Genomic DNA, 19775 nt, shown 5'->3' on the forward strand with positions numbered 1-19775 from the left:
ATCTATCGCAGCGTTCGGAACGCCCGCTCCAGTTAAGACTATTTTCCGCACCTGCATCATCATAGTTCCAAATCGCGTGTCGCAGTGAACCGTTCAAATTCTGCGCCCCATCGGCCAACATTGGCATTCATAAAATTCGCGAGATCGCTGTCGCTCATTTCGCCGAAGTGACTGATTAACCACTGTGACCGTTCTCGGAGGGCCTGGGCGTAGTCAGACACAAGTAGGCCTGTGAATGCGATCGTTAACTCGTTCGAGCAATAGGTGATGCCATACATTGTAAAGCTTTTCTGCAACAGCTCTCGGGAGAACATCTGGTTCAAACCATCGTGCACGATGTCGCGTTTAACCAGAAGCTCACTTCCCCGAAACGGTACGTCAGGATGAAGGCTGGCTGGTCCTTCTGCTACGTCGCTGGAGTGCACCAGTAGATAATCGTAAGACACCAGGCGCTGGAGATCAGTCGATTTACCCGGTTGCGCTGCCAATACAAAAAGCATGCGCAGACCGCATTCCATGGGCGAGTTGAAGGGTCGATGGAGACCCAACCTTTGTGTGGCGGTCATGGCTCGCACCAGCGTACGCGATCGTCATTTGCCATGTGATGGCAAATGCCTTCACGGTCGTTTGCAACAATGTGAGGAGCCAGCGCATGCCCGCCAAGCTGCAGATTTTGGGCCGCCTGAATGGTACTCTTAAGCTTCTTTAGGCCTGAGTCAGCGGGGTCGTTGCAGATATGATAAAGCCCATCAGCAAATTCATCGACCAACGTTTCGAAGTACGCTGTATCTGCCATCTGATCCCGGGCTAGTTCCTTGAGATTTTCCGCGCAATAGAAAGTAATGCGGGATCGTTCAAATAGACGACGGTGAGGGTCACTATCGACAAAATCCGAAAGCTGGGAAACTGGTGTCCCCAGATTTTCGCCTATCACTTCGAATAGCTGCGCGACATATCCCATTTCCCCGGCCGTCACGGTCGATGGAGGTGCTGGAGGTTTGGCGCGCTCAATCAGGGGAAGGCCAAAGACCGGAAGGTGAAAGCGCGTCTTTGCGTGTTCGTTTATTATCTCAAGGGGTTGCTTGGACCGAAATATCTGGAATGGGAAGGTAAGAATGTGACTGGACAGCTGCGATGACATGGGAATGGGCACTTTCCCAATAGCCTCCGCACATTGCGAATCCCAATTAGCCAGGACGTGGGCGCGCATTTTCTCCGGATCATCAAGTAGGTCCTGGAGAGGGCCCACAACACCCTGATGGGTGACAAACCAGTATTCTTCTGGGACCGAATAATCCCCCATCAGGGTATAGAATAGGACTTTACCAATCTCGGCTATTGCCGCGCTGGTGCCCAAGCGCGCCCCATAGTGTTTGCATTGGTATAAGCGCCATCGGCGGGGCGAAATGCTCGAAGGATCAAGCCATACGATGACGTCACGACCTTTGTCTCCCGCACCACCTCGTTGCTGGACTTCGATCACGTCATCTTGGTTGGCTAGGTAGTCCGAAGCCCATTCCAGCGTAAAGCGTTCAAAGTCCAAAGGGCTAAATTGGGCCAGGCGATCCAATGGCTTTACCGGCAAGCCGACACCCAAACCCAATAGCCGCGCGTTTGCGTTCGGCCACGGAGTCGGAACTGCGAGAGGTTCGCCCGGAGCGATACCCTGCTTTGCTTTTGTTAGTGTGCCCAGATTTGCCCCCCCCGGGATTCCATCATTTTTCTCTTGTAGAACATAATGCGCTTCGCAACAACTTGCACGCGATCGTTTGGGTGTCAATAAAACGACCTTTTTCCTTACATGCGAAATTGCCCCTCCCGTTCTGCAGCTGCAGTTTTATGTGAGGAAACTATGTAAGGATATCTATTCTCCGGGATTCGGTAACTTACTACTATCCGGACATGCTCATCGGATATGCGCGGGTCTCGACCCTGGATCAGAACCTCGACCTTCAGCGGGACGCGTGCAGCGTGCCGGTTGCGAGAAGACTTTTGAGGAGAAGAAATCCGGCAAGGCCGGCACAAACCGTCCCGCCCTCGCCTATCTCCGACCGGAGGCATTTCTGGTTGTCTGGAAGCTTGATTGTCTGGGCCGCTCCTTGGTAGAAATGATGCGCACGCTCGATGAGCGTCGCCGGGACGGCGTAAAATTCAGAGCCTCACCGAGCAATTCGACAGCGAGACTGCCCATGGCCGCTTCGCCCTGCAGATGCATGGCGCGATGGCCGAGTATTTTTTTGGAACTCTATCGCGAGCGCCCCATGGAGGGTTTGAAAACCGCCAGCAGCCTCCAAGATGCCAGAACCCGTGAATGCTACGGTCCACCGAGAATCCATTTGGAGGGCAACTCATGAGCGATCACATGATCACGTGCGGTGGATTTAGTCGAAGCCGCTCTGAACCCGTATAATGAAGCCGCGCCGTAAGGATTACCAAATACGATCCAAAACGTCTGCCTCTTGGTAAGGGGAAAGTGAAGGTCGGCGATTGCACCGTGTTACAGTCGAAGCAGTGTGGCCCCTTGAAAGGCCGCTTCCCCAACTTCAGCGACTAAAAGCGGTCGCCGCAGGAATCCACCTAATAATGGTCGTTAGTAGCAAGAAAAAGCGGAATGACCGCTTTGGAGTGCCTGTGAATTGTACGGTAATGTCTGCAATAAAGCGCCAAGCGGACATTGAAATGCGGAACTGGTCCGCTCCGCATCTGATAGTTCCAGAATGCGTATCACCAACTTTTTTGCACAAGTTCGCCAAAGGGAGTGCGAGCGTAGAACCCTGCCGTGGGCCCGTATGCGTGTGTCGTTGCCAGAGCGACCGCAGGGCGAGCACCGTCTTCAGGCGTATGACCGGGTCCGTTACCTGTCATGTCGGTCGATGTCAGGCCAGGGTCTACCGCGTTCACTTTGATGCCGTCCCGATCCAGCTCCTTTGCGAGCTTGACGGTCAACATGTTCAGCGCTGTCTTGGAGGCGCAGTATCCGCCGAAGCCGACCGTCCATGTCTCGCTTCGCATGTCCAGGGCATCAGTCAATGAACTTAGGCCGCTGCTCATCATTACGATCCGAGCAGCCTCCGATTTCCGCAACAATGGCAGGAAGGCTTGCGTGACGCGCATTACACCGAACACGTTGGTGTCGAACATCCGCTGCATCTCGTCGATTGACTCCTCGGCGAGCGAGGGGGGGCGATCGAACATGAGCCCGGCGTTGTTCACCAGCACGTCGAGACGCCCCATTTCGCTTTCGACGATTTGCGCGGCGCTGGACACGCTCGCACCGTCTGTGACATCGAGTTGCACAGCACGAGCGTCGACCCCGATGCCTCGCAGCTCGTGAGTCGCCATCTCACCCCGTGAAATGTCGCGGCATCCCAGCCAGACCCTGTGTCCGGCTACGCCAAGCTGCCGCGCAATGGCGAGGCCGATGCCCTTGTTTGCTCCGGTGATGAGCGCGATGGGCGATGCGTTTATCATGATGGCGTCCCTGATCGTTTCGATGGCAGAGACATACTACGATTTTCGTATTATTCAATAATCGTATTTTGCGATCTGCTGGGTAAGTCGCAGGAATTCGGTTTGGTCAACGGGATCGAGAGCCTCAAGCATCGCCTTGCAGGAGGCTCGATATCCATCGACATAGCCTGAGACCGCCTGCTGCCCCTTGTTCGTGATTGTCAGTGCCACCGACCTGCGGTTTGTCTCTGGCCGCTGTCGTGCAATCATGTTCCGACGCACCAATCGGTCTGCCGAAGACGACATCGTCGTAAGAGCGACTTGAAGGTGCCGCGCAACATCCCCCAAGTTACACTCGGGATGGTCATCGATAAAAAGAAGCGCCTGAATGTCGAGGGCGTTGAGCGAGTTGTGCAGGACTGCCGCTGCCTCCGCGACCTTAAAACGGCGGGTAAATCGCTCAAAGGCGATAGCAAGCTTTTCGATTTGTTCGGGTGTAGGTTTTGTCATCCCCGATATTAAGCATTTCCGCTCGGAGGACGTAAGCCGTTTTCACTGAAATAGGCATCCGGTGAATTTGCGCGATGCCCGGTATTGGCGCAAAGCGGTCATTACGATTATATTCTAGTCGGACAGCTTGTGTGATAGATGGCCTTTCTATTGATCAATAGATTTGATACTATGATTTATAGAAAGGGAGCTCATCGCTCATGCCGTGGAACTGGACGCAGCCGGACTGGCCAAATTTCCGCTACGATGCTGCAGCACTGCACAGTCTGGAGCAGCAATTCCTGCTATCCTCTGGCGAGGTGATTGGTGCCGTGCGCCATATCCATCCAAAGGAACGCGATCTGTTACGCATCGAACTCTTGAGCGATGAAGCAATCAAAACCAGTGCGATTGAAGGTGAGACGCTGGACCGGCTTAGTGTTCAGTCATCGCTACGAAAACAGTTGGGCCTGGCAACGGATCGGCGGGCGCTGCAGCCGCGTGAATATGGCATCGCCGAGATGATGATCGATGTGTATGGTAGTTACGCGTCGCCACTTGACGACGCGACCCTGTTTCGCTGGCATCAGATGCTGTTGGCTGGCAACCGGCATGTCGAAACCATCGGCGCTTACCGGACACATACGGATGCCATGCAGATCGTTTCCGGACAGCTGGACCGCCCGACGATCCATTTTGAAGCGCCGCCTTCGGTACAGGTGCCAGCCGAAATGCAGCGCTTCAATGCCTGGTTCAATGTGACAGCGCCCGGTGGAGCGTCTCCCCTCGCCGCGCTGACCCGGGCAGCGCTCAGCCATGTCTGGTTTGAAAGCATCCATCCGTTTGAAGACGGCAATGGGCGTCTGGGCCGGGCCCTGGCGGAAAAAGCCCTCGCCCAGTCGCTGGGTCAGCCCAGCTTGATCCTGCTGAGCTTTGCCATCGAGCAGCACCGCAAAACCTATTATGCGCAGCTGGAACAGCATCAGCGCACCCTTGATGTGACAGAATGGCTGGTGTGGTTTGGACAGACCGTGCTGGCTGCACAACAACTGACGCTCAAGCGGGTGCGCTTTTATATTGCCAAAGCGCATTTCTATGACCGGTTCCGGGGTGCACTCAATCCACGGCAGGAAAAGGTTGTGGCACGGTTGTTTGAAGCCGGCCCCGATGGCTTTGTCGGGGGCTTAAGTGCCGACAATTATCTCTCCATCACCAAAACGTCACGCGCCACCGCCACCCGCGATCTGCAGGACCTGGTCGACAAGGGCGCTCTGACGCGCAGCGGCCAGTTGAGGTTTACGCGTTACGCGCTGAACTGGGAACCGTTTAACAATTGAAAAAACATACGAAAAGACATCATACTGAACTCAAATGCCTACTCAGTATGGTTACTGCGACATTAACCATGTTGGCTTCTAACCTTCGATAAGTATAGGTTATCGAAGCTTATTGATTTGACGCCGCAAATCAGCGAAAGTCAGGGCCAAAGCCGCGCCGCAGAAAGCCGCTTTCAGGCCAATCAAGGAGTTTGCCCGTGCCATCAGCGCCCGTTTCCGCCGTCGAACGGCGCGCCGAAACACTCGACACGATAGCTGCTGTCTTGGGGCTCCGTGGGCATTTCTGCAATAATACCCGCTAAGGGAAATCGAAGTTGTTTGGATTGAAGCGGTTAGCGCGGATCGGCCTGAAGCGTTCGAGGGGTCGGTCAATTTCGTTCCAGAGATAGTCTCCGGTGAGTGCGATATGAGCCCAGGGAAGCGGTGCTACCTGGGAGAGCAACTCGGCGGGAATATCGATGCCCTGGCTGCGGACATAATCGACGGCGCGGCTGAGATAGACGGTGTTCCACAGGATAATGGCGTTGACGACGAGGTTGAGGCCGGAGGCGCGGTAGGCCATGGTTTCCGCCACGCGATTGCGCAGCTCGCCAAGCTGGTGGAGGAAGACCGCACGGGCAAGAGCGTGACGGCTCTCACCCTTGTTGAGGATGGCATGCGATCGGCGTCGGAGCTTGATGTCGAGCAACCAGTCGCAGATGAAGATCGAGCGTTCAATCCGGCCCATTTCGCGCAGCGCCTGATTGAGCCGGTTTTGCCGGGGTGATGCGGCAAGCTTCTTGAGGATGACGGACGGCGACACCAGGCCCGCGCCGATCGAGGCCTTCAGCCGCAAGACCTCATCCCAGTGCTGTTCGATGACATCCATGTTGACGGTTCCTGCGATCAGCGCGCCGAGCGGCTCGTAAGTCGGGTCGGGATCGATGACGAAGAGCCTGCGATTGCCGAGATTGCGGATACGAGGAATGAGCCTATAGCCGAAGCCATGGAACATGGAGAATGTCGTTTCGGTTGCGCCGGCGGTATCGGTTGCATGCTCATGGATTTCGACGGAGCTTTCGTTGTGAAGGAGGCCATCGAGCACGTAGGGCGCTTCGCTCTCGGACGCCTGGATCATGCGGGAGAAGAAGGAGGCGAAACGGTTGGACAGGAAGCCATAGACCGAGGCACCCGGTCTTTTGCCGTATTTTGCATTGTATTCAAGGCTGGCTTCGCCGCGCCCGCCGGCCGGAAAGAACTGCCCGTCCGAGGAGGAGATATGACCGTCGCCCCAGACCTCGGCGAAGGGATGGGCTTGCTGCGCATCGACCAGCACGGCGGTCGCAGTAGCGTAGGTTTCTGATCGTAGATGCCGATCCACCATTAGCATCATCTGATGGATCGTGACGCCGCGTGAGCTTTCCGCCATGCGTTCAGCACCGGCATTGGTGGCGTCGGCAAGGATGGCGGCCATCAGTGCTGCCTCATCGTTCGCCGTCTCGCCGGTGCGATAGTGTGTGAAGCTGTCAAGGAACCTGGTCCAGTTGTGGACCTCAGCAAGCAGGCTGGTGATCCTGATCCGTGGGACGAGAATATAGAGGCGCCGGCTGAGCGCCACGACCCGGTCACGCTCCTCCTCGCGGATCGGGGAGACCGACAAACCCTTGTCGGAAATGGCCGCATCTGGAATGGCGTTGGCCGCCGCTGCCCTTGCCAGCTCTTTGAGTTTCGCGTCGAGTGTGGCGGTGCGTTCGGCTCGCCATTCGGCAAAGCTGTCAGGGATGGCAAGCCCGAGCCGCCCTTCGGCGCGCATCAGAGCGAAGATCGGTCGAGGCAGAAGGTAATCCTCGAAACTGCGCCATGCCCGGCTGCCATCAACCCATATGTCGCCGGCCCGCAGGCGCTCCCGCAGGTGAACGAGCACCGCCACTTCCCAGGCGCGTAGGTCGATGGTGCCGCCGTCCGAGCGCACACGCCGCCGCCACTTGCGGGTCATGAACGCGATCGGCACCTGCGCAGGTAGTTTCCTGCCGCTGTAGAGCGCACGTAGATGATCCACTGCCCTCAATACCGGATCATCGGGACGAAACGACCGGAAAGAGAACGCGCCGAACACAAGTCGGCCCAGCTTTCGAAGCGATTTGTGCCGCTCGATGAGCTCATCGAATTCGTCGCTGCGATCGGGGCGCACGACGGAACTGGCTGCCGCCATGCTGGCGGTCAATCCGTCCCAACCGAGTGACGTAGCAATTGCGGATGCGAAATCGGCATTGCTCTCCCGGGCGGCCAGAAGCGCCTCGCCAAGCTTGAGATGAGCGAGCGCAACCCCATCGAGAACCTCCGCATCCTTCAGGCGGCGTTCCTTTCGGCTGATCTCAGCCTTACGACGGGTGCTGCCGATCAATTTGCAGAACATGTCGATCGCAAGGTCGGTGATTGCCGCCTGCCTCTCGATGGCGAACGCCGTGAGCGTGGCATAACGGCGCTCGGATGTCAGGCGTCGTATCTCACGGGCATGCAGAATGCGGGCGTCCCGGGCGATGATCCCATAGCGGTTGGCATGGATCGTTTTACGCCGCTCATCGGAAATGGCCACCGAACGCAGAATCTCAAGACGGGCGATCAGACCTTTGAGGTTCTTCAGTTTGGCCCCCTCCGGCGCTTCCGCAATCCAGCCGAGATGGCTCCGATCGCCGGACCGATCGATGAGAAGCTGATCAAGCGCCTCGATTGACGGTTGCTCCAGGCCCCGGATCAAGCCGCGATACGCCTGTCGTCGCGCCGCCGCCCGGCCCGCCATCGCCAGACGTATCAGCAGTTCCGGCACGGGAACGAGCAGCTTCTTGTCCTTGAGGGCTTCGATCACGGCCTTGGTAATCGGCTCGCCTTGTTCGGTCGCAGCGGCCTCGCGTGCCGCCGCGGTGATCAGGGTGCGATAATCGCTCGTCCGGACGGGCTGGAGATCCAGTGCGACGACAATCTCCCGCGTATGTTCTCGACGGGTTTCCTCCCGCTGGGCATAGAGCGCGAACACCGCGGGGTCGATGCCCAGCTGATCGGCGACCACGGAGACGACCGCCTGAGGCGGAACTTCCCCAGCGCGGAGCGGCCGACCGAGATCACGCACCAGAGCGAGCTGGATGGCAAAGCCCAGACGATTATGCGATCGGCGATGCGCTCTGGCGAAAGCGACATCCTCAGCGGACAGCGCATAGCGTGCAAGCGCCTCTTCATAAACGTCGGGTGGGGCGAACAGAACGGTACGCGACTGCGCGTCGAGGAAAGCCATCGGTCACACCCGCTCTCAAACTGGGGGAGCAGGCTCATCTTCTTTGCCCGGTCCGGTCCATCCGCTTCGCCGCAATGTATCGATGAGCGTCGAGCGCGGCACCTTGAATGTCCGACACACCGACGCCTTGCTGGCCCCGGCTTCCAGGGCCGCCAGAATCTGCTCAACCTTTTCGGTGTCGATCGTCGGCGGCCTGCCGCCCTTGCGACCGCGCCGGCGTGCCGCCGCCAGACCAGCGTTGACCCGCTCCGTGATCAGCACTCTCTCGTATTCGGCAAGCGTGCCAAACAGGTTGAACAGGAATGCGCCGTGCGAATTCGTCGTGTCGATCGCTTCCGTCAAAGAGCGGAAGGCGACCCCGCGTATCTTCAGATCCTCAACGATCCGGATCAGGTGGGAGAGTGACCGGCCCAGACGGTCGAGCTTCCAAACGACCAGCACGTCACCTTCGCACAATTCTGCAAGGCAAGCCTTCAGTCCCGGCCGATCGTCGCGCGCGCCCGAAGCGCGATCCTGATGCAGGTGGCGCTGATCGACCCCGGCCGCGAGCAGGGCGTCGCGCTGCAAGTCAACCGACTGACGCTCATCACTGCTCGATACCCGCATGTAACCAATCAACATGTACGACAAACCTCAAATCAGGAATTGCCGCACAGTCTCACATTCCGACAGGGTTTGTCGCGTAAAAAATCGCCGGTCTGCCCCATCGATTTCAACCCGCGGAGCCGCTAGGCGGAAATCATCTGTTTTCCGTCACACGAAAATCTCTTAGCGGGTATTATTGCAGAGATTCCCACGGAGCCCCAAGAACACTATTGCGCGCCGAAACGCTCGATACGATTGCGGCCGTCCTGCCGATGAACCGCCGCGACATGCTGGCAGGCATTTTGACCGATGAGGATGTCGAGACTCTGCGCCATCTGGTCAATGAAGGCATGGGCGAAAACACGCTGCGCGCGTTGACCTCGGATCTGGCATATCTCGAAGCCTGGTCGATGGCTGCGACCGGCAATCCTCTCCCCTTTCCGGCGCCGGAAGCCCTGCTCCTGAAATTCGTCGCCCATCATTTGTGGCGGCCACAACAGCGCGAGATCGACCCTGACCACGGCATGCCGGCCGGCGTGGAAGACCAATTGCGAGCGCAAGGCTTTTTGCGCGTGTCCGGGCCGCATGCGCCAGCAACGGTGCGCCGGCGTCTCGCCAACTGGTCGACGCTGACCCGCTGGCGCGGTCTGGAGGGTGCGTTTTCGTCACCTGCTGTCAAATCGGCCATCCGGCTTGCAGTGCGCGCGCTGAACCGGCCACGCAGCCGCAAGAGTGCCAATGCGATTACCGGCGATATTCTGGGCAAACTGCTGGCAACCTGTTCAGGCGAGGACCTAACCGCATTGCGGGATCGGGCTATCCTGATGGTAGCCTTTGCCTCGGGCGGGCGCAGGCGCAGTGAAATTGCGGGCTTGCGCGTAGAACAGCTTGTCAAACAGCTGCCTGTCACTGACGAGGATGGTTCTCCCCTCCCCTCCCTCGGCATTCATCTTGGTCGCACCAAAACCAGTGGCACCGATCACGATGAAATCGTCTATCTGACTGGCAGTCCCATCGAAGCCCTCGCCCGCTGGCTGGAAGCAGCAAAAATCGACAAGGGCAGCGTGTTTCGAAAAGTCGATCGCTGGGGCAACGTTTCCGCGCGGGCTCTGGAACCGAGCGCGGTCAACCGGATCGTCAAGCATCGCGCGCAAATGGCTGGTCTCGACGCGAAGGAATTCTCCGCGCACGGCCTGCGCTCTGGCTATCTCACCGAAGCGGCCAATCGTGGCATTCCGCTGCCCGAAGCAATGGAACAATCACGTCACCGATCCGTGCAGCAAGCATCCAGCTATTATAACAGCGCTACACGGAGAAGCGGCCGAGCGGCCCGATTGTTGTAGGATGGGATATCACTGTCATAATTGCCAAGCGAGATCAATTCGAGCCCTGTTGTCTCGAAATCTTTGAGGTTTCGGGTCGCCAACCGGCCACCATTGATCCGCGCTATCGCCGCGATCATACCTTCCGGAGCTGACATGCCCCTCCCCTGCCGCGCAGCGTCTCCCATGATATCTCAATAGGCCAATGCCGCTTCTTCCGTGAAGGCAAACATCTCGTCGGAGAACTGGCGACGCCAGCTCACAAGTCCCTCTTCCAGACGATCTGCGTGCTGATCCGGTCTGATCTTTTGAATACCAAAAGCGATCTCAGCAACCGCAACCGCCGGCAATGCCAATTCGGCGTCGTGGCGAACCGGCCATGCTATGACGGCAGAACCGGGAGCTTCGTTCAAAGTCTCCGATATCACATTCGTGTCGAGAAAAATCAAAGTTCGACGCCTTTGTGAGCGCTTCTGTTTTCATCAATGATACTGTCGAAATCGATATCCGTACCCGACTGCGACGGGAGATGACTAAAGAACTTCGCAGCGAGTTCACGTCCCCCCCTCTCGAGCCTCCTAGGCTTCGAGCGCGCGTTCGACGATGTCGGCAGTCGTGCGATTTTCTCAGCGCGCGAGCTTATGGGCAAGGTCGCGCGCTTTGGAGCTTCGGACAGATCGTTGCGGGGTCACCATTGAGTGCTCCTTCCTGTGGACCCCCAAATAGCTCAAATTGAGATACCCATTATGATGGCATTAGCCATTTGATGGCGATCCGGTGTTTCCGATTTGGCGCCCTATGTTTTGGCCATCATGCAGACCGCTCCCATGGAGATTAACACATCCCCTCTCCTGAACGCCGTGCTCTAACAATTTCCGCCGTAGACGGCCATCAGAACGCTTTTCACACTGCTGGCAGTCGACCACTGCTCGACATTGGATTTCCAGTCTGGCGGGCTTGCATTTAGTTCATAAAAACACGCTTGCAACAGTTCATTTTCTAATGCATTCCTTATCTGTACACCGCCGTCTCGAATAGCGTGAGAAACAGCCTTGTCTAAACATCAGGCAACCAATTCATTGTCCTGTCCCGTTCGCCTCATCGGTTACGCGCGCATCTCGACCGACGAACAGGCGCATGATGGGCAGATGGACGAGTTACAGGCCGCTGGCTGTGATCGCATCTTTCAGGAACATAGTTCCGGGGCTTCACGCGCCCGCCCTGTCCTGACCCGACTGCTTTCAGAACTCGCGGCCGGTGATGTCCTCGTCGTAGTGCGGCTTGACCGCCTTGCCCGCTCCGTCAGTCATATTCTGCAGGTTATCGAGGATCTCGAACAGCGTGGCATCCACTTTCGATCGATCCGAGATCCCATCGATACGTCGACGCCGCAGGGCGTGTTTTCTCTGCAGGTGCTGGGCGCCGTTGCACAGCTCGAACGCGCGCTGATCGCTGAACGGACCAAAGCGGGGATCAAAGCTGCAAAGGCGCGCGGCAAGCTTCCGGGAAATCCCGGCTTGAGAGAGCGCAAGCCGGAGGCAATCCGGGCAGTATCTCAAGCGCGCAACAAACGCTATCTCGATGAACTGATCACCTCGGCGCAGACCTGGCTGCCACTCGTGCAACAAATGCGCCCGGTCCACAGCTGGGAGAATATCGTACAGGTGCTCAATCGGCGCGGTCATGACTGGACTGTCGAGCGTCTGCGCCGCGCCGTACATCGTCTGGTTCGCGAAAAAATCGCCGACAAGAAGCTTCTGGCCCGTTCTCCTCGCCGCATCCCTTCTGATCACCTGATGAAACTTGTCGCCGCAATAGCGATCGCCGATCCCGGATTGTCGCTTCGCGATATTGCAGCCCAACTCGATCAGATGGGAGAGCGGCCGGCGCGTGGTGGACGCAAATGGCAGCCTTCGTCCGTTCGTCATCTATTGGATGAAGCCCATCGTTTTGGCCTCATTCGTCGCTAAGCGCCTCACGGATCATCCGGCCGAGAAAGCGCCTTGCCCTGTTTTGACGTTACCGAGTTTCATCGTGCGCCGCCCCGGAAATTGCTGATGGCTCGCGACTAACGCCCTTGCCAAAAATCTTTTGATATCGCTCCGCAGGTGACCGGTTGCACACAGCCAATCGTCGCCAAGGCTATCGCCTCGATTTCGACAGGGCCGACGCCTCTCCCCTGTTGTCACCGCTTTGCCGTTCTAATATAGTCATACTAGTCAATATAGTCATGGAGATAAATATGTTATCCGCACCTAAAGAGGATGTTAAATGGACCGTTGCGAACGCGAAAGCTCGGTTTTCCGAAGTAATCGACCGCGCGCAGACCTCCCCCCAAACCATCACTCGCAATGGCAAGCCAACCGTCGTAGTGGTCTCGGCTGAGGAATGGGAACGCAAGACGGTCCGCAAAGGCACGTTAGCGGAGTTCCTGCTGGTTTCGCCCCTGCGTGATTTTGATCTGGACGTCGACCGCCTGCGCGACGAACCGCGTGATTTGTCGTTATGAGGCTCCTGCTCGATACCAACGTGTTGTCTGAGGTAACAAGGCCCTCTCCGGACACACATGTCCTGGGATGGTTGGACAGGCTCGATGAGGACCGAACATTCATCAGCGTAGTGTCGATCGCTGAAATCCGACGCGGCGTAGCCCTTATGGATGAGGGCCGACGCCGCAATTCCTTGACCGAATGGCTGGCGCGTGATTTGCCGCAACGCTTCGAGCAGCGGGTCCTGCCGGTGGACGAGGCTGTCGCTTTGGCTTGGGGAGACTTGATGGGTCTTGCAAAACGCTCCGGCCGCGGCTTGTCATCAATGGATGGCTTGATCGGCGCCACCGCCATCGCGCAAAGCCTCACCCTTGCGACGCGCAACATAAAGGATTTCGACGGCTTCGGAATCGATCTCTACAATCCGTGGATGCCGTAAATCGGTTTACGGGGGATCGGTATGGCGAATATACAGGGGGAAGATCGCAGTGCTTTCTCATCGATTGCTGAACAACCATGCTGGCGTCATGATAATCGGCGATTACACTTCTCAACGCTGGCTGCATGAGGTCGTCCACGACATCAATGAACGATCACCTCTCGTTCGAGACAAGGAAGGCGCGTTTCTTGGCCTGGCGTACGATGTGCGCAAGGCATACCAGCGACAACGTGAGGTTCTCAAGCCGCCTGAACACGACGAGGAGATCGGCATCCGTTATGGCGTAAAGATCCTATGGCCGGTTTTGCTGCTTCAACAACGAATGCTGCGGTGTTCGCTCGCCTATTTCGACCATGCAGCTAAAACGCAAGCTATCACCTACGCTCTCGAAGCAATAATCGAAGAAGCTCTCCTTAAGGATTTTCAGGCGCAGGGAAATGACGTTGTCACAGGATGGCGACGTGTTGACGCAGCGCATCCTGAAATCTTCAGCATGCTTCAAAGCAGAGGGGCGATCTTCTGCTCATGGACGAAAGCTGAACGAAAGCGCAAATTTCTCCAACTTCTGACGAGTTTTCATCCACTGTACGATAGCTACTATACGCTCCGTCAGCAGCGAGGAGAGGAGGATATGGTTTCTCCTGGAGAATTGGCATTGTGGGCCAACGCGGAATGGCCTGATCCGCACTGGTAGCTCTTATGCCTGAGCTGCCGCGAGGCCCAGTTCGAAATAGCCGAATTTCGGGTCAATTGAATAGCGGCAATTGTTATTCGGATTCCTCTGTTCTCACAAGAGCTCAATGCCGCGCCGACTGTTCGCTTTTCAAGTACGATAAAGTTGAACTTTGATGAACGCCCAATAAAACGCCTGACATTGGTCGCAAAGCCATCGGCCATTTCAACACGACAACAGACAAAAGCGGTCCGTCTTTCGAAGCGATGCCGAACCAACGACAGGAACGATTATTATGGCAACTTTCATTCTGATAGCTGGAGGCTGGCAGGGCGGTTGGGTCTACCAGAAAGTAACAGATATCATCACATTGCACGGGCACATGGTTGTGCCAATCACTCTTTCGGGGCTCGGTGAGACGCCTGCCCCATCGGGCAACCTTGAAACCCATATAGGTGAGGTGATCGATGTCGTGAAGTCGCATAGCGACGAATTAATCCTCGTCGGAAAATCCTACGGAGGGATGATCGTAAGCGGCGTAGCAGATGCCGCTCCGGCGCGCATCCGGTCATTGGTCTATGTCGATGCTTATGTTCCAGATGCTGGCGACTCGGTCTGGTCGCTGACAACACCGCGTTTTAGAGACTTGTTCATTGCAGGTGCAAAAGGAGACGGTCTGAATTGTGCCGCGCCCGCCAACCTGGATCCACGGTGCCGCCCGCAGCCAATCGGGACATTTCTTCAGTCAATCAATTTAACCGGACGCTGGCGTGAAGTGCCTCGTAAGGTTTTCGTTGGCGCACATGGATGGGAAGGAAGCCCCTTTCTCGACCTTTACCAACGCTTGAGCGAGGAGCCGGAATGGTCAACCTTTTCTCTCAATTGTGGCCACAACATAGCCAGATTAGAGCCAGACGCTCTCGTTAGAATATTGCTCGCTCAGGCTTGATCAATCAGTAGTCACTGGAATACCCGCACCATTGATTTTTGCCCCCGCCGGCGGACGTTCGAAGACTGACTTCTATCGCTGTCTTTTAGACAGCACACCAGTTCAATGCAAAGTCCCGCATCGCACGCACCCGCCCCTCTTCTCGAAGTGACGACCAGTTAATGATGTAGCGCTTCCAGACTATCCGACTGAAATTTCCGCCGAGAATGCAGAGTCAGCACTCGCTGATGCTAAATTGATGATTTCCGAGACAGATTAACCGCATACCGAACGGAACTCGGTGACCACTCCTGAGAGATCCACGAAATGCCGAAATCAAAGGCCCGAATCTTGCGGCGAACGGAGTAGGCAAAACTCTTCGCCCCGGAAGCGAAGTGCAACATAGGTACATTGGTTCATATGATTAATCAGACATGCCTGCTCCGGTGTTGCCATTTCTTCCATCGTACAGCGCTCTTGCGCACATACGTGACTATAAATCTGACCGGTGGGGATATACGCAACGTAAAGTGAGGTCTTCGATCCTTTTGGGTTGAGTGTCTCATACGCAGCTATTAGCCTCTCGAAGGCTACGCGATCCTCGCCCACAGGGTTAAGGTCAATCCCCATCTCGCCAACCTTGCCTGCCATTTTCATATAACGTAGATGCTCGGCTTCAGAACAAACAAGTCGATCAGCCTTCGCGGTGATCGAATACACCAACATTACGGCACTGAAGATAACCGCTAACTTCCGCATTTTTCGCTTTCCGTCTATGCCTTGCGTGCCGTGTAGGTTTTCGTTTCGCATCAAATCTCCTTAGTCTGACAAACGGCTACAAGTAAAATCGACATTATCGGTTTTGGCCACTCCGGAAGCGATTACTCCAGTTTGCACGTTGGAACGAACGACTTATTATAATCGCCGTTCATTTTGCGAGCTTCTTCGGTGTATTCGAGCGGTGTTTTGTTCGGCGGCGGCGGCCAGGTGAAAACTTCGTTGGCGCATTTGCGAGCAGCTGCCCAACAGGCAAGGCTGCGCGGATCTGACCCGTAGGACGAGATTCCGTTGCTGATTTTCGCCATTTGCATGGCCCGCTTTTCAGCGTCGGCGCGCTGGGTTGCCGGATCGTAGACATTCTGGAACTGGAAATGGCCCTCCGGCGAAACGTGGCCTTCCTCCACACTGAATGACAGCGCTCCATTTGCCCGACAGATGATATGCATCTTTTCGACCACTTCAGGGCCATAGGACGACGGCAGGTAAGGCCAGCGAATAATAACCTCGAGCGCGTCTCCTATTGGGCGCATGGTACCGATGTCTACCATCGCATCGGTCGATGATTTGTCCCCGCTACTAGAAACCCATTGAGCCGAACCAGTTGCGATCGACTTGTGGCCCAACTCTTCAGCAACGCTGATATTCACCACCAGTATGGCTGCCAAGGCGATAAGTACACCGGATTTTTGCATGCATGACCTCCTTTAACACGTCATCCTGCAGGAACCTGCTTGTCAGCATAATATTGGATTCCGCTATAGGGGATTATCGTCAAAGACATTCCATCCAGTCCGGATTTGCCCTTTGCCTGATCCTCAATAAGCCAACTGAGACGAAATTCGACAAACGCACGGTTCTGACATTTTCGATTATAAACCAACTCGCAATTTCAGGCAGCGCTCCGAACCCCACCCAACACCGCATAACGAGGGGAATGCTACCCATTTCTTCAAGAATGTCGTTATCGACGTGTTGAATGGACTCATAGTTTTGCCAGTCCTTTAGCCCGACGTCGAGGTCTCCGAGGAGACCGGGGAAATGACACAATTTCGGAAAGTGACGGGTTAATCCTAACCAGCCCCCGGATATGTCCGCAGTATCCCCGCGGCTTGAAAAATGTAGTCAGCTGGTGTTCCGGGCGATCGCTCACGGTGAACCTATTGAACTGGTCCCAGCGCCCCCGCATCACGGACGATATCCTGGAAAAGCTCGGGACAGTGCTTTAGAAAGCGTACTTCGGTTTTCATAAAAGCCGGCTCTTCCAAGTTGCCGTCATGAAATTCGCCACCGGACAAGACTGGGAAATGCGCCTTCCGCCCTACCGGGACACCTGCGAAGCATATAGGTGGACAATGATCGTCGGGGAGTAACGAACCCAAGAGCGCCGCAACAGTAGCAGGGAAAATGAGGCATCTTAAACGCCCCCCTCAACTGCGTCGCGACATCTGTAGGCGAGCGCCTACTTTTGCCTCATGCCTGCCCCGCCGTCCCACAAGCTTGGTGATCACTTGAATCAAGCAAATGTTGTCCGCGGACAACTCGAATTGTGGCAATCCGTTAGCCGCGGCTTTTCCTTCGGCTAAGAGCCAAGCGCCGACACCTCGGAGTTGTCCGCGGACAACATCAGCGCCTTAGTTAATCATTTGTAAAATGTTTACGAATCGGGCTTACTGTGAACTTCGCAGTTATCGATGATTTTAAATCATTTGCGAAGTTGAAGGGCCTAATATGTTAACAAGTCATAACCCGGCAGACCAGCAAGAACATCTTCCGACACTCCTGTCGGCAGATTCCCTTGAATTGTCGCGGCAACTCCAGCTCCACCAGCAGAAGATTTTCCCTCCAACATCTCAAAAAACAATTCGTCAGTTTTCGCCTTCCGAGGCAGCTGCATACATTGGTATCGGTGAAGGTTACCTGAGACAAGTTGCATCCGACGGCCATGGCCCAGAACCAATGCCTAACGGGCGGCGTATGTACACACCGGACGACATGGACCGCATTCGCAAATCTTTAGATGAAAAAAACGGGACGCCTAAATATGTCCCGGTGCGAAGAGCAAACGAGAAGCTCCAGGTCCTGGCGATAATGAATTTCAAGGGCGGGTCAGCCAAGACCACAACATCGGCCCATCTCGCCCAGTTTCTCGCGTTACGTGGTTATCGCGTACTAGCAATAGATCTGGACCCGCAGGCATCACTTTCCGCACTTTTCGGACATCAGCCCGAACTCGACGTTGGTGAGAGCGAGACGCTATATGGCGCCATTCGTTACGAAGCCCCGCGCAACATTACCGAGATCGTGCGCGCTACGTATACGCCGAACCTCCACGTTATTCCAGGCAACCTGGAACTTATGGAGTTTGAACATGAGACACCAAAGGCGATTACGACGGCGCGCGCGGAAAGCATGTTCTTTGCCCGGATCGGTGAAGTCATTGCTGATATAGAAAGCCTGTACGATGTAGTCGTTATTGATTGCCCTCCCCAGTTGGGCTTTCTGACAATGTCAGCCCTGTGTGCTGCCACCGGTGTGTTGATCACCGTACATCCACAAATGCTCGACGTCATGTCAATGAGCCAGTTTCTGGCGATGACGAGCGAGCTCATGGCGGTCGTTGAACGTGCAGGCGGCCGAACAAGTTACGATTGGATGCGTTATCTCGTAACCCGTTACGAGCCCAATGACGGGCCCCAGAGTCAGATGACAGGATTTATGCGGGCCATTTTCGGCAATCGGATGCTTCAAAATGCGATGCTGAAGTCCACAGCGATTTCGGACGCTGGCGTTACCAAGCAGACACTTTACGAGGTTGAACGGTCGCAATTCATTCGCGGCACGTATGATCGCGCTATGGATTCGCTTAACGCCGTCAACGGGGAGATCGAGTCTCTGCTAAAAGCCACGTGGGGAAGGAAATAATTGATGGCTAGAAAAAACCTCATCGGGGTGTCGTTGGATACCGGTTCGCTTTCCCCCCAGGCTCCCGATTCTGATATCACGAGGACAAGACCGCTGGCGGGTTTTGTACCTTCTGCACGAAGCGCTCCAGTCGGTGGAATTACAAAATCTTTGACAAATATCACGCAAAAGGTTGAGCGCGTCGATGAGCTTGAGAGACAACTCTCGGAAGGACAAGTAGTCGTAGAGCTAGATCCCAGCTTGATTGACGGATCTTTTGTCTCGGATCGGCTGGGGATTGATCCCGCAGAACTGTCCGAACTCGTAGCGCAAATTCGCGAAAGCGGACAGCTCGTTCCGATACTCGTCAGGCATAATCCGGAAAACCACGAGCGCTATCAGGTCGCATTTGGCCATCGCCGTCTCGCGGCAGCGAGAATCATCGGCACAAAAGTCCGTGCGATTGTTCGCGATTTGACAGATGAGCAACTCGTCATCAATCAAGGCCAGGAAAATAACGCCCGTACAAATCTCTCCTATATTGAGCGAGCCCTGTTCGCTCAACGTCTGGAGGCGAGGGGGTTCACGAGAGACGTCATAATGTCGGCGCTTGCGGTCGACAAGGCCGCCGTATCGAAAATGTTATCCGTCGTAAAGCAGATTTCGGTCGAGCTTATCGAGTTGATTGGTGCTGCCCCGGACATCGGTAGGCGACGTTGGATGGAGTTTGGCGATCTGGTTTCGTCTGTAAATTTTGATCGCCTCGTTCAGGAGTTGTCCGCGGACAACATCAGATCACTGGAAAGTAATGAGCGTTTCCAGAAAGCTTTCGATTATCTGGCCGTGCCCGAACCTTCGCGCTCAAAGAAATCTAACAACGGCATCAGCACCAATCGCTGGACCTCAAATGATGGTTCATTGAATCTCGTTATGAATCGCAATACCAAAAAGGTCGCTATCGAGCTTTCGAATAGAAATGCAAACGGTTTTGCTGAATGGCTCGCAGGTAGAATGGACACGCTGTACGACGAATTCAGCCATTCAACGACCAGCAATAACGGAGAGTAGCGCGCGAAAGAAAAAGGCCCCCAAAACGTCACCGCATGGAAGCCTC

At 55.7% G+C, this 19775-nt stretch carries 18 protein-coding genes and 2 pseudogenes; 10 read left to right on the top strand and 10 right to left on the bottom strand.

Annotated features, from left to right (window positions below):
* Positions 1-59 precede the first annotated feature (59 nt).
* The gene (locus MKS82_RS00780) at positions 60-566 is read right to left on the bottom strand and encodes an ABC-three component system middle component 2 (RefSeq protein WP_240578244.1); all 507 of its coding nucleotides are present in this window, start codon (positions 564-566) and stop codon (positions 60-62) included.
* Complete coding sequence (locus MKS82_RS00785) at positions 563-1780, bottom strand: ABC-three component system protein (protein ID WP_240578245.1); 1218 nt, start codon at positions 1778-1780, stop codon at positions 563-565. Before MKS82_RS00785 ends, MKS82_RS00780 begins: the two co-directional genes overlap by 4 nt.
* A 184-nt stretch (positions 1781-1964) precedes the next feature.
* Here MKS82_RS00785 and MKS82_RS00790 point away from each other — a divergent pair, with 184 nt between their 5' ends.
* Positions 1965-2354 (top strand): recombinase family protein, encoded by a 390-nt coding sequence (locus tag MKS82_RS00790; protein WP_445558048.1) that lies wholly within the window; start codon positions 1965-1967, stop codon positions 2352-2354.
* 370 nt (positions 2355-2724) lie between these two features.
* Here the strand turns inward: MKS82_RS00790 and MKS82_RS00795 are convergent, their stop codons facing one another.
* Together MKS82_RS00795 and MKS82_RS00800 are read right to left on the bottom strand one after the other, a co-directional pair.
* Positions 2725-3471, bottom strand: a complete 747-nt coding sequence (locus MKS82_RS00795) for an SDR family oxidoreductase (RefSeq protein ID WP_240578246.1) — start codon at positions 3469-3471, stop codon at positions 2725-2727.
* A 54-nt stretch (positions 3472-3525) separates the two neighbouring features.
* A complete protein-coding gene (locus tag MKS82_RS00800; RefSeq protein WP_240578247.1) occupies positions 3526-3960 on the bottom strand; it encodes a MarR family winged helix-turn-helix transcriptional regulator in 435 nt (144 codons plus the stop codon).
* Positions 3961-4160: 200 nt separating this feature from the next.
* Between MKS82_RS00800 and MKS82_RS00805 the strand changes: the two genes are divergently transcribed.
* Positions 4161-5276, top strand: coding sequence for a Fic family protein (locus MKS82_RS00805; protein ID WP_240578248.1), 1116 nt, complete (start codon positions 4161-4163; stop codon positions 5274-5276).
* A gap of 298 nt (positions 5277-5574) precedes the next feature.
* Here MKS82_RS00805 and MKS82_RS00810 read toward each other — a convergent pair whose 3' ends face one another.
* Together MKS82_RS00810 and MKS82_RS00815 are read right to left on the bottom strand one after the other, a co-directional pair.
* Complete coding sequence (locus tag MKS82_RS00810) at positions 5575-8544, bottom strand: Tn3 family transposase (RefSeq protein WP_112828977.1); 2970 nt, start codon at positions 8542-8544, stop codon at positions 5575-5577.
* A 15-nt stretch (positions 8545-8559) separates the two neighbouring features.
* The gene (locus tag MKS82_RS00815) at positions 8560-9165 is read right to left on the bottom strand and encodes a recombinase family protein (protein WP_112828978.1); all 606 of its coding nucleotides are present in this window, start codon (positions 9163-9165) and stop codon (positions 8560-8562) included.
* A gap of 236 nt (positions 9166-9401) precedes the next feature.
* On the opposite strand from MKS82_RS00815, the gene MKS82_RS00820 reads away from it, so the two are divergent.
* The gene (locus MKS82_RS00820; protein WP_240578279.1) at positions 9402-10472 is read left to right on the top strand and encodes a site-specific integrase; all 1071 of its coding nucleotides are present in this window, start codon (positions 9402-9404) and stop codon (positions 10470-10472) included.
* Between the two features lie 29 nt (positions 10473-10501).
* Here MKS82_RS00820 and MKS82_RS00825 read toward each other — a convergent pair.
* Both MKS82_RS00825 and MKS82_RS00830 read right to left on the bottom strand, forming a co-directional pair.
* Positions 10502-10900, bottom strand: a pseudogene (locus MKS82_RS00825) (PIN domain-containing protein); the annotation flags it as partial.
* Positions 10897-11146, bottom strand: a pseudogene (locus tag MKS82_RS00830) (plasmid stabilization protein). The pseudogenes MKS82_RS00830 and MKS82_RS00825, both read right to left, overlap by 4 nt.
* A 357-nt stretch (positions 11147-11503) precedes the next feature.
* On the opposite strand from MKS82_RS00830, the gene MKS82_RS00835 reads away from it, so the two are divergent.
* From MKS82_RS00835 to MKS82_RS00855, 5 genes are all read left to right on the top strand, one after another.
* On the top strand, positions 11504-12421 hold the full coding sequence (locus MKS82_RS00835; protein ID WP_196108493.1) for a recombinase family protein: 918 nt from the start codon (positions 11504-11506) through the stop codon (positions 12419-12421).
* 272 nt (positions 12422-12693) lie between these two features.
* Positions 12694-12960 carry a type II toxin-antitoxin system Phd/YefM family antitoxin gene (locus tag MKS82_RS00840; RefSeq protein WP_196108492.1) on the top strand — a complete coding sequence of 89 codons (267 nt, stop codon included), beginning with the start codon at positions 12694-12696 and terminating at the stop codon, positions 12958-12960.
* Entirely contained in the window at positions 12957-13379 is a 423-nt protein-coding gene (locus MKS82_RS00845; RefSeq protein WP_196108491.1) for a type II toxin-antitoxin system VapC family toxin, read from the top strand. Before MKS82_RS00840 ends, MKS82_RS00845 begins: the two co-directional genes overlap by 4 nt.
* Positions 13380-13428: 49 nt before the next feature.
* Positions 13429-14073, top strand: a complete 645-nt coding sequence (locus tag MKS82_RS00850; RefSeq protein WP_196108490.1) for a DUF6904 family protein — start codon at positions 13429-13431, stop codon at positions 14071-14073.
* 274 nt (positions 14074-14347) lie between these two features.
* Positions 14348-15001, top strand: a complete 654-nt coding sequence (locus MKS82_RS00855; RefSeq protein ID WP_196108489.1) for an alpha/beta fold hydrolase — start codon at positions 14348-14350, stop codon at positions 14999-15001.
* 315 nt (positions 15002-15316) lie between these two features.
* Here the strand turns inward: MKS82_RS00855 and MKS82_RS00860 are convergent, their stop codons facing one another.
* Both MKS82_RS00860 and MKS82_RS00865 read right to left on the bottom strand, forming a co-directional pair.
* Positions 15317-15790, bottom strand: a complete 474-nt coding sequence (locus tag MKS82_RS00860) for a hypothetical protein (RefSeq protein WP_196108488.1) — start codon at positions 15788-15790, stop codon at positions 15317-15319.
* A 71-nt stretch (positions 15791-15861) separates the two neighbouring features.
* Entirely contained in the window at positions 15862-16452 is a 591-nt protein-coding gene (locus MKS82_RS00865; RefSeq protein WP_196108487.1) for a hypothetical protein, read from the bottom strand.
* A 1036-nt stretch (positions 16453-17488) separates the two neighbouring features.
* Here MKS82_RS00865 and repA point away from each other — a divergent pair.
* Positions 17489-18682 (top strand): plasmid partitioning protein RepA, encoded by a 1194-nt coding sequence (repA, locus tag MKS82_RS00870; RefSeq protein ID WP_196108486.1) that lies wholly within the window; start codon positions 17489-17491, stop codon positions 18680-18682.
* A 3-nt stretch (positions 18683-18685) separates the two neighbouring features.
* Positions 18686-19729, top strand: coding sequence for a plasmid partitioning protein RepB (gene repB / locus MKS82_RS00875; RefSeq protein ID WP_196108485.1), 1044 nt, complete (start codon positions 18686-18688; stop codon positions 19727-19729).
* The last annotated feature ends 46 nt before the right edge of the window (positions 19730-19775 follow it).

Origin of the sequence: Ochrobactrum sp. A-1, assembly GCF_022488005.1 — a bacterium.
GTDB lineage: Bacteria > Pseudomonadota > Alphaproteobacteria > Rhizobiales > Rhizobiaceae > Brucella.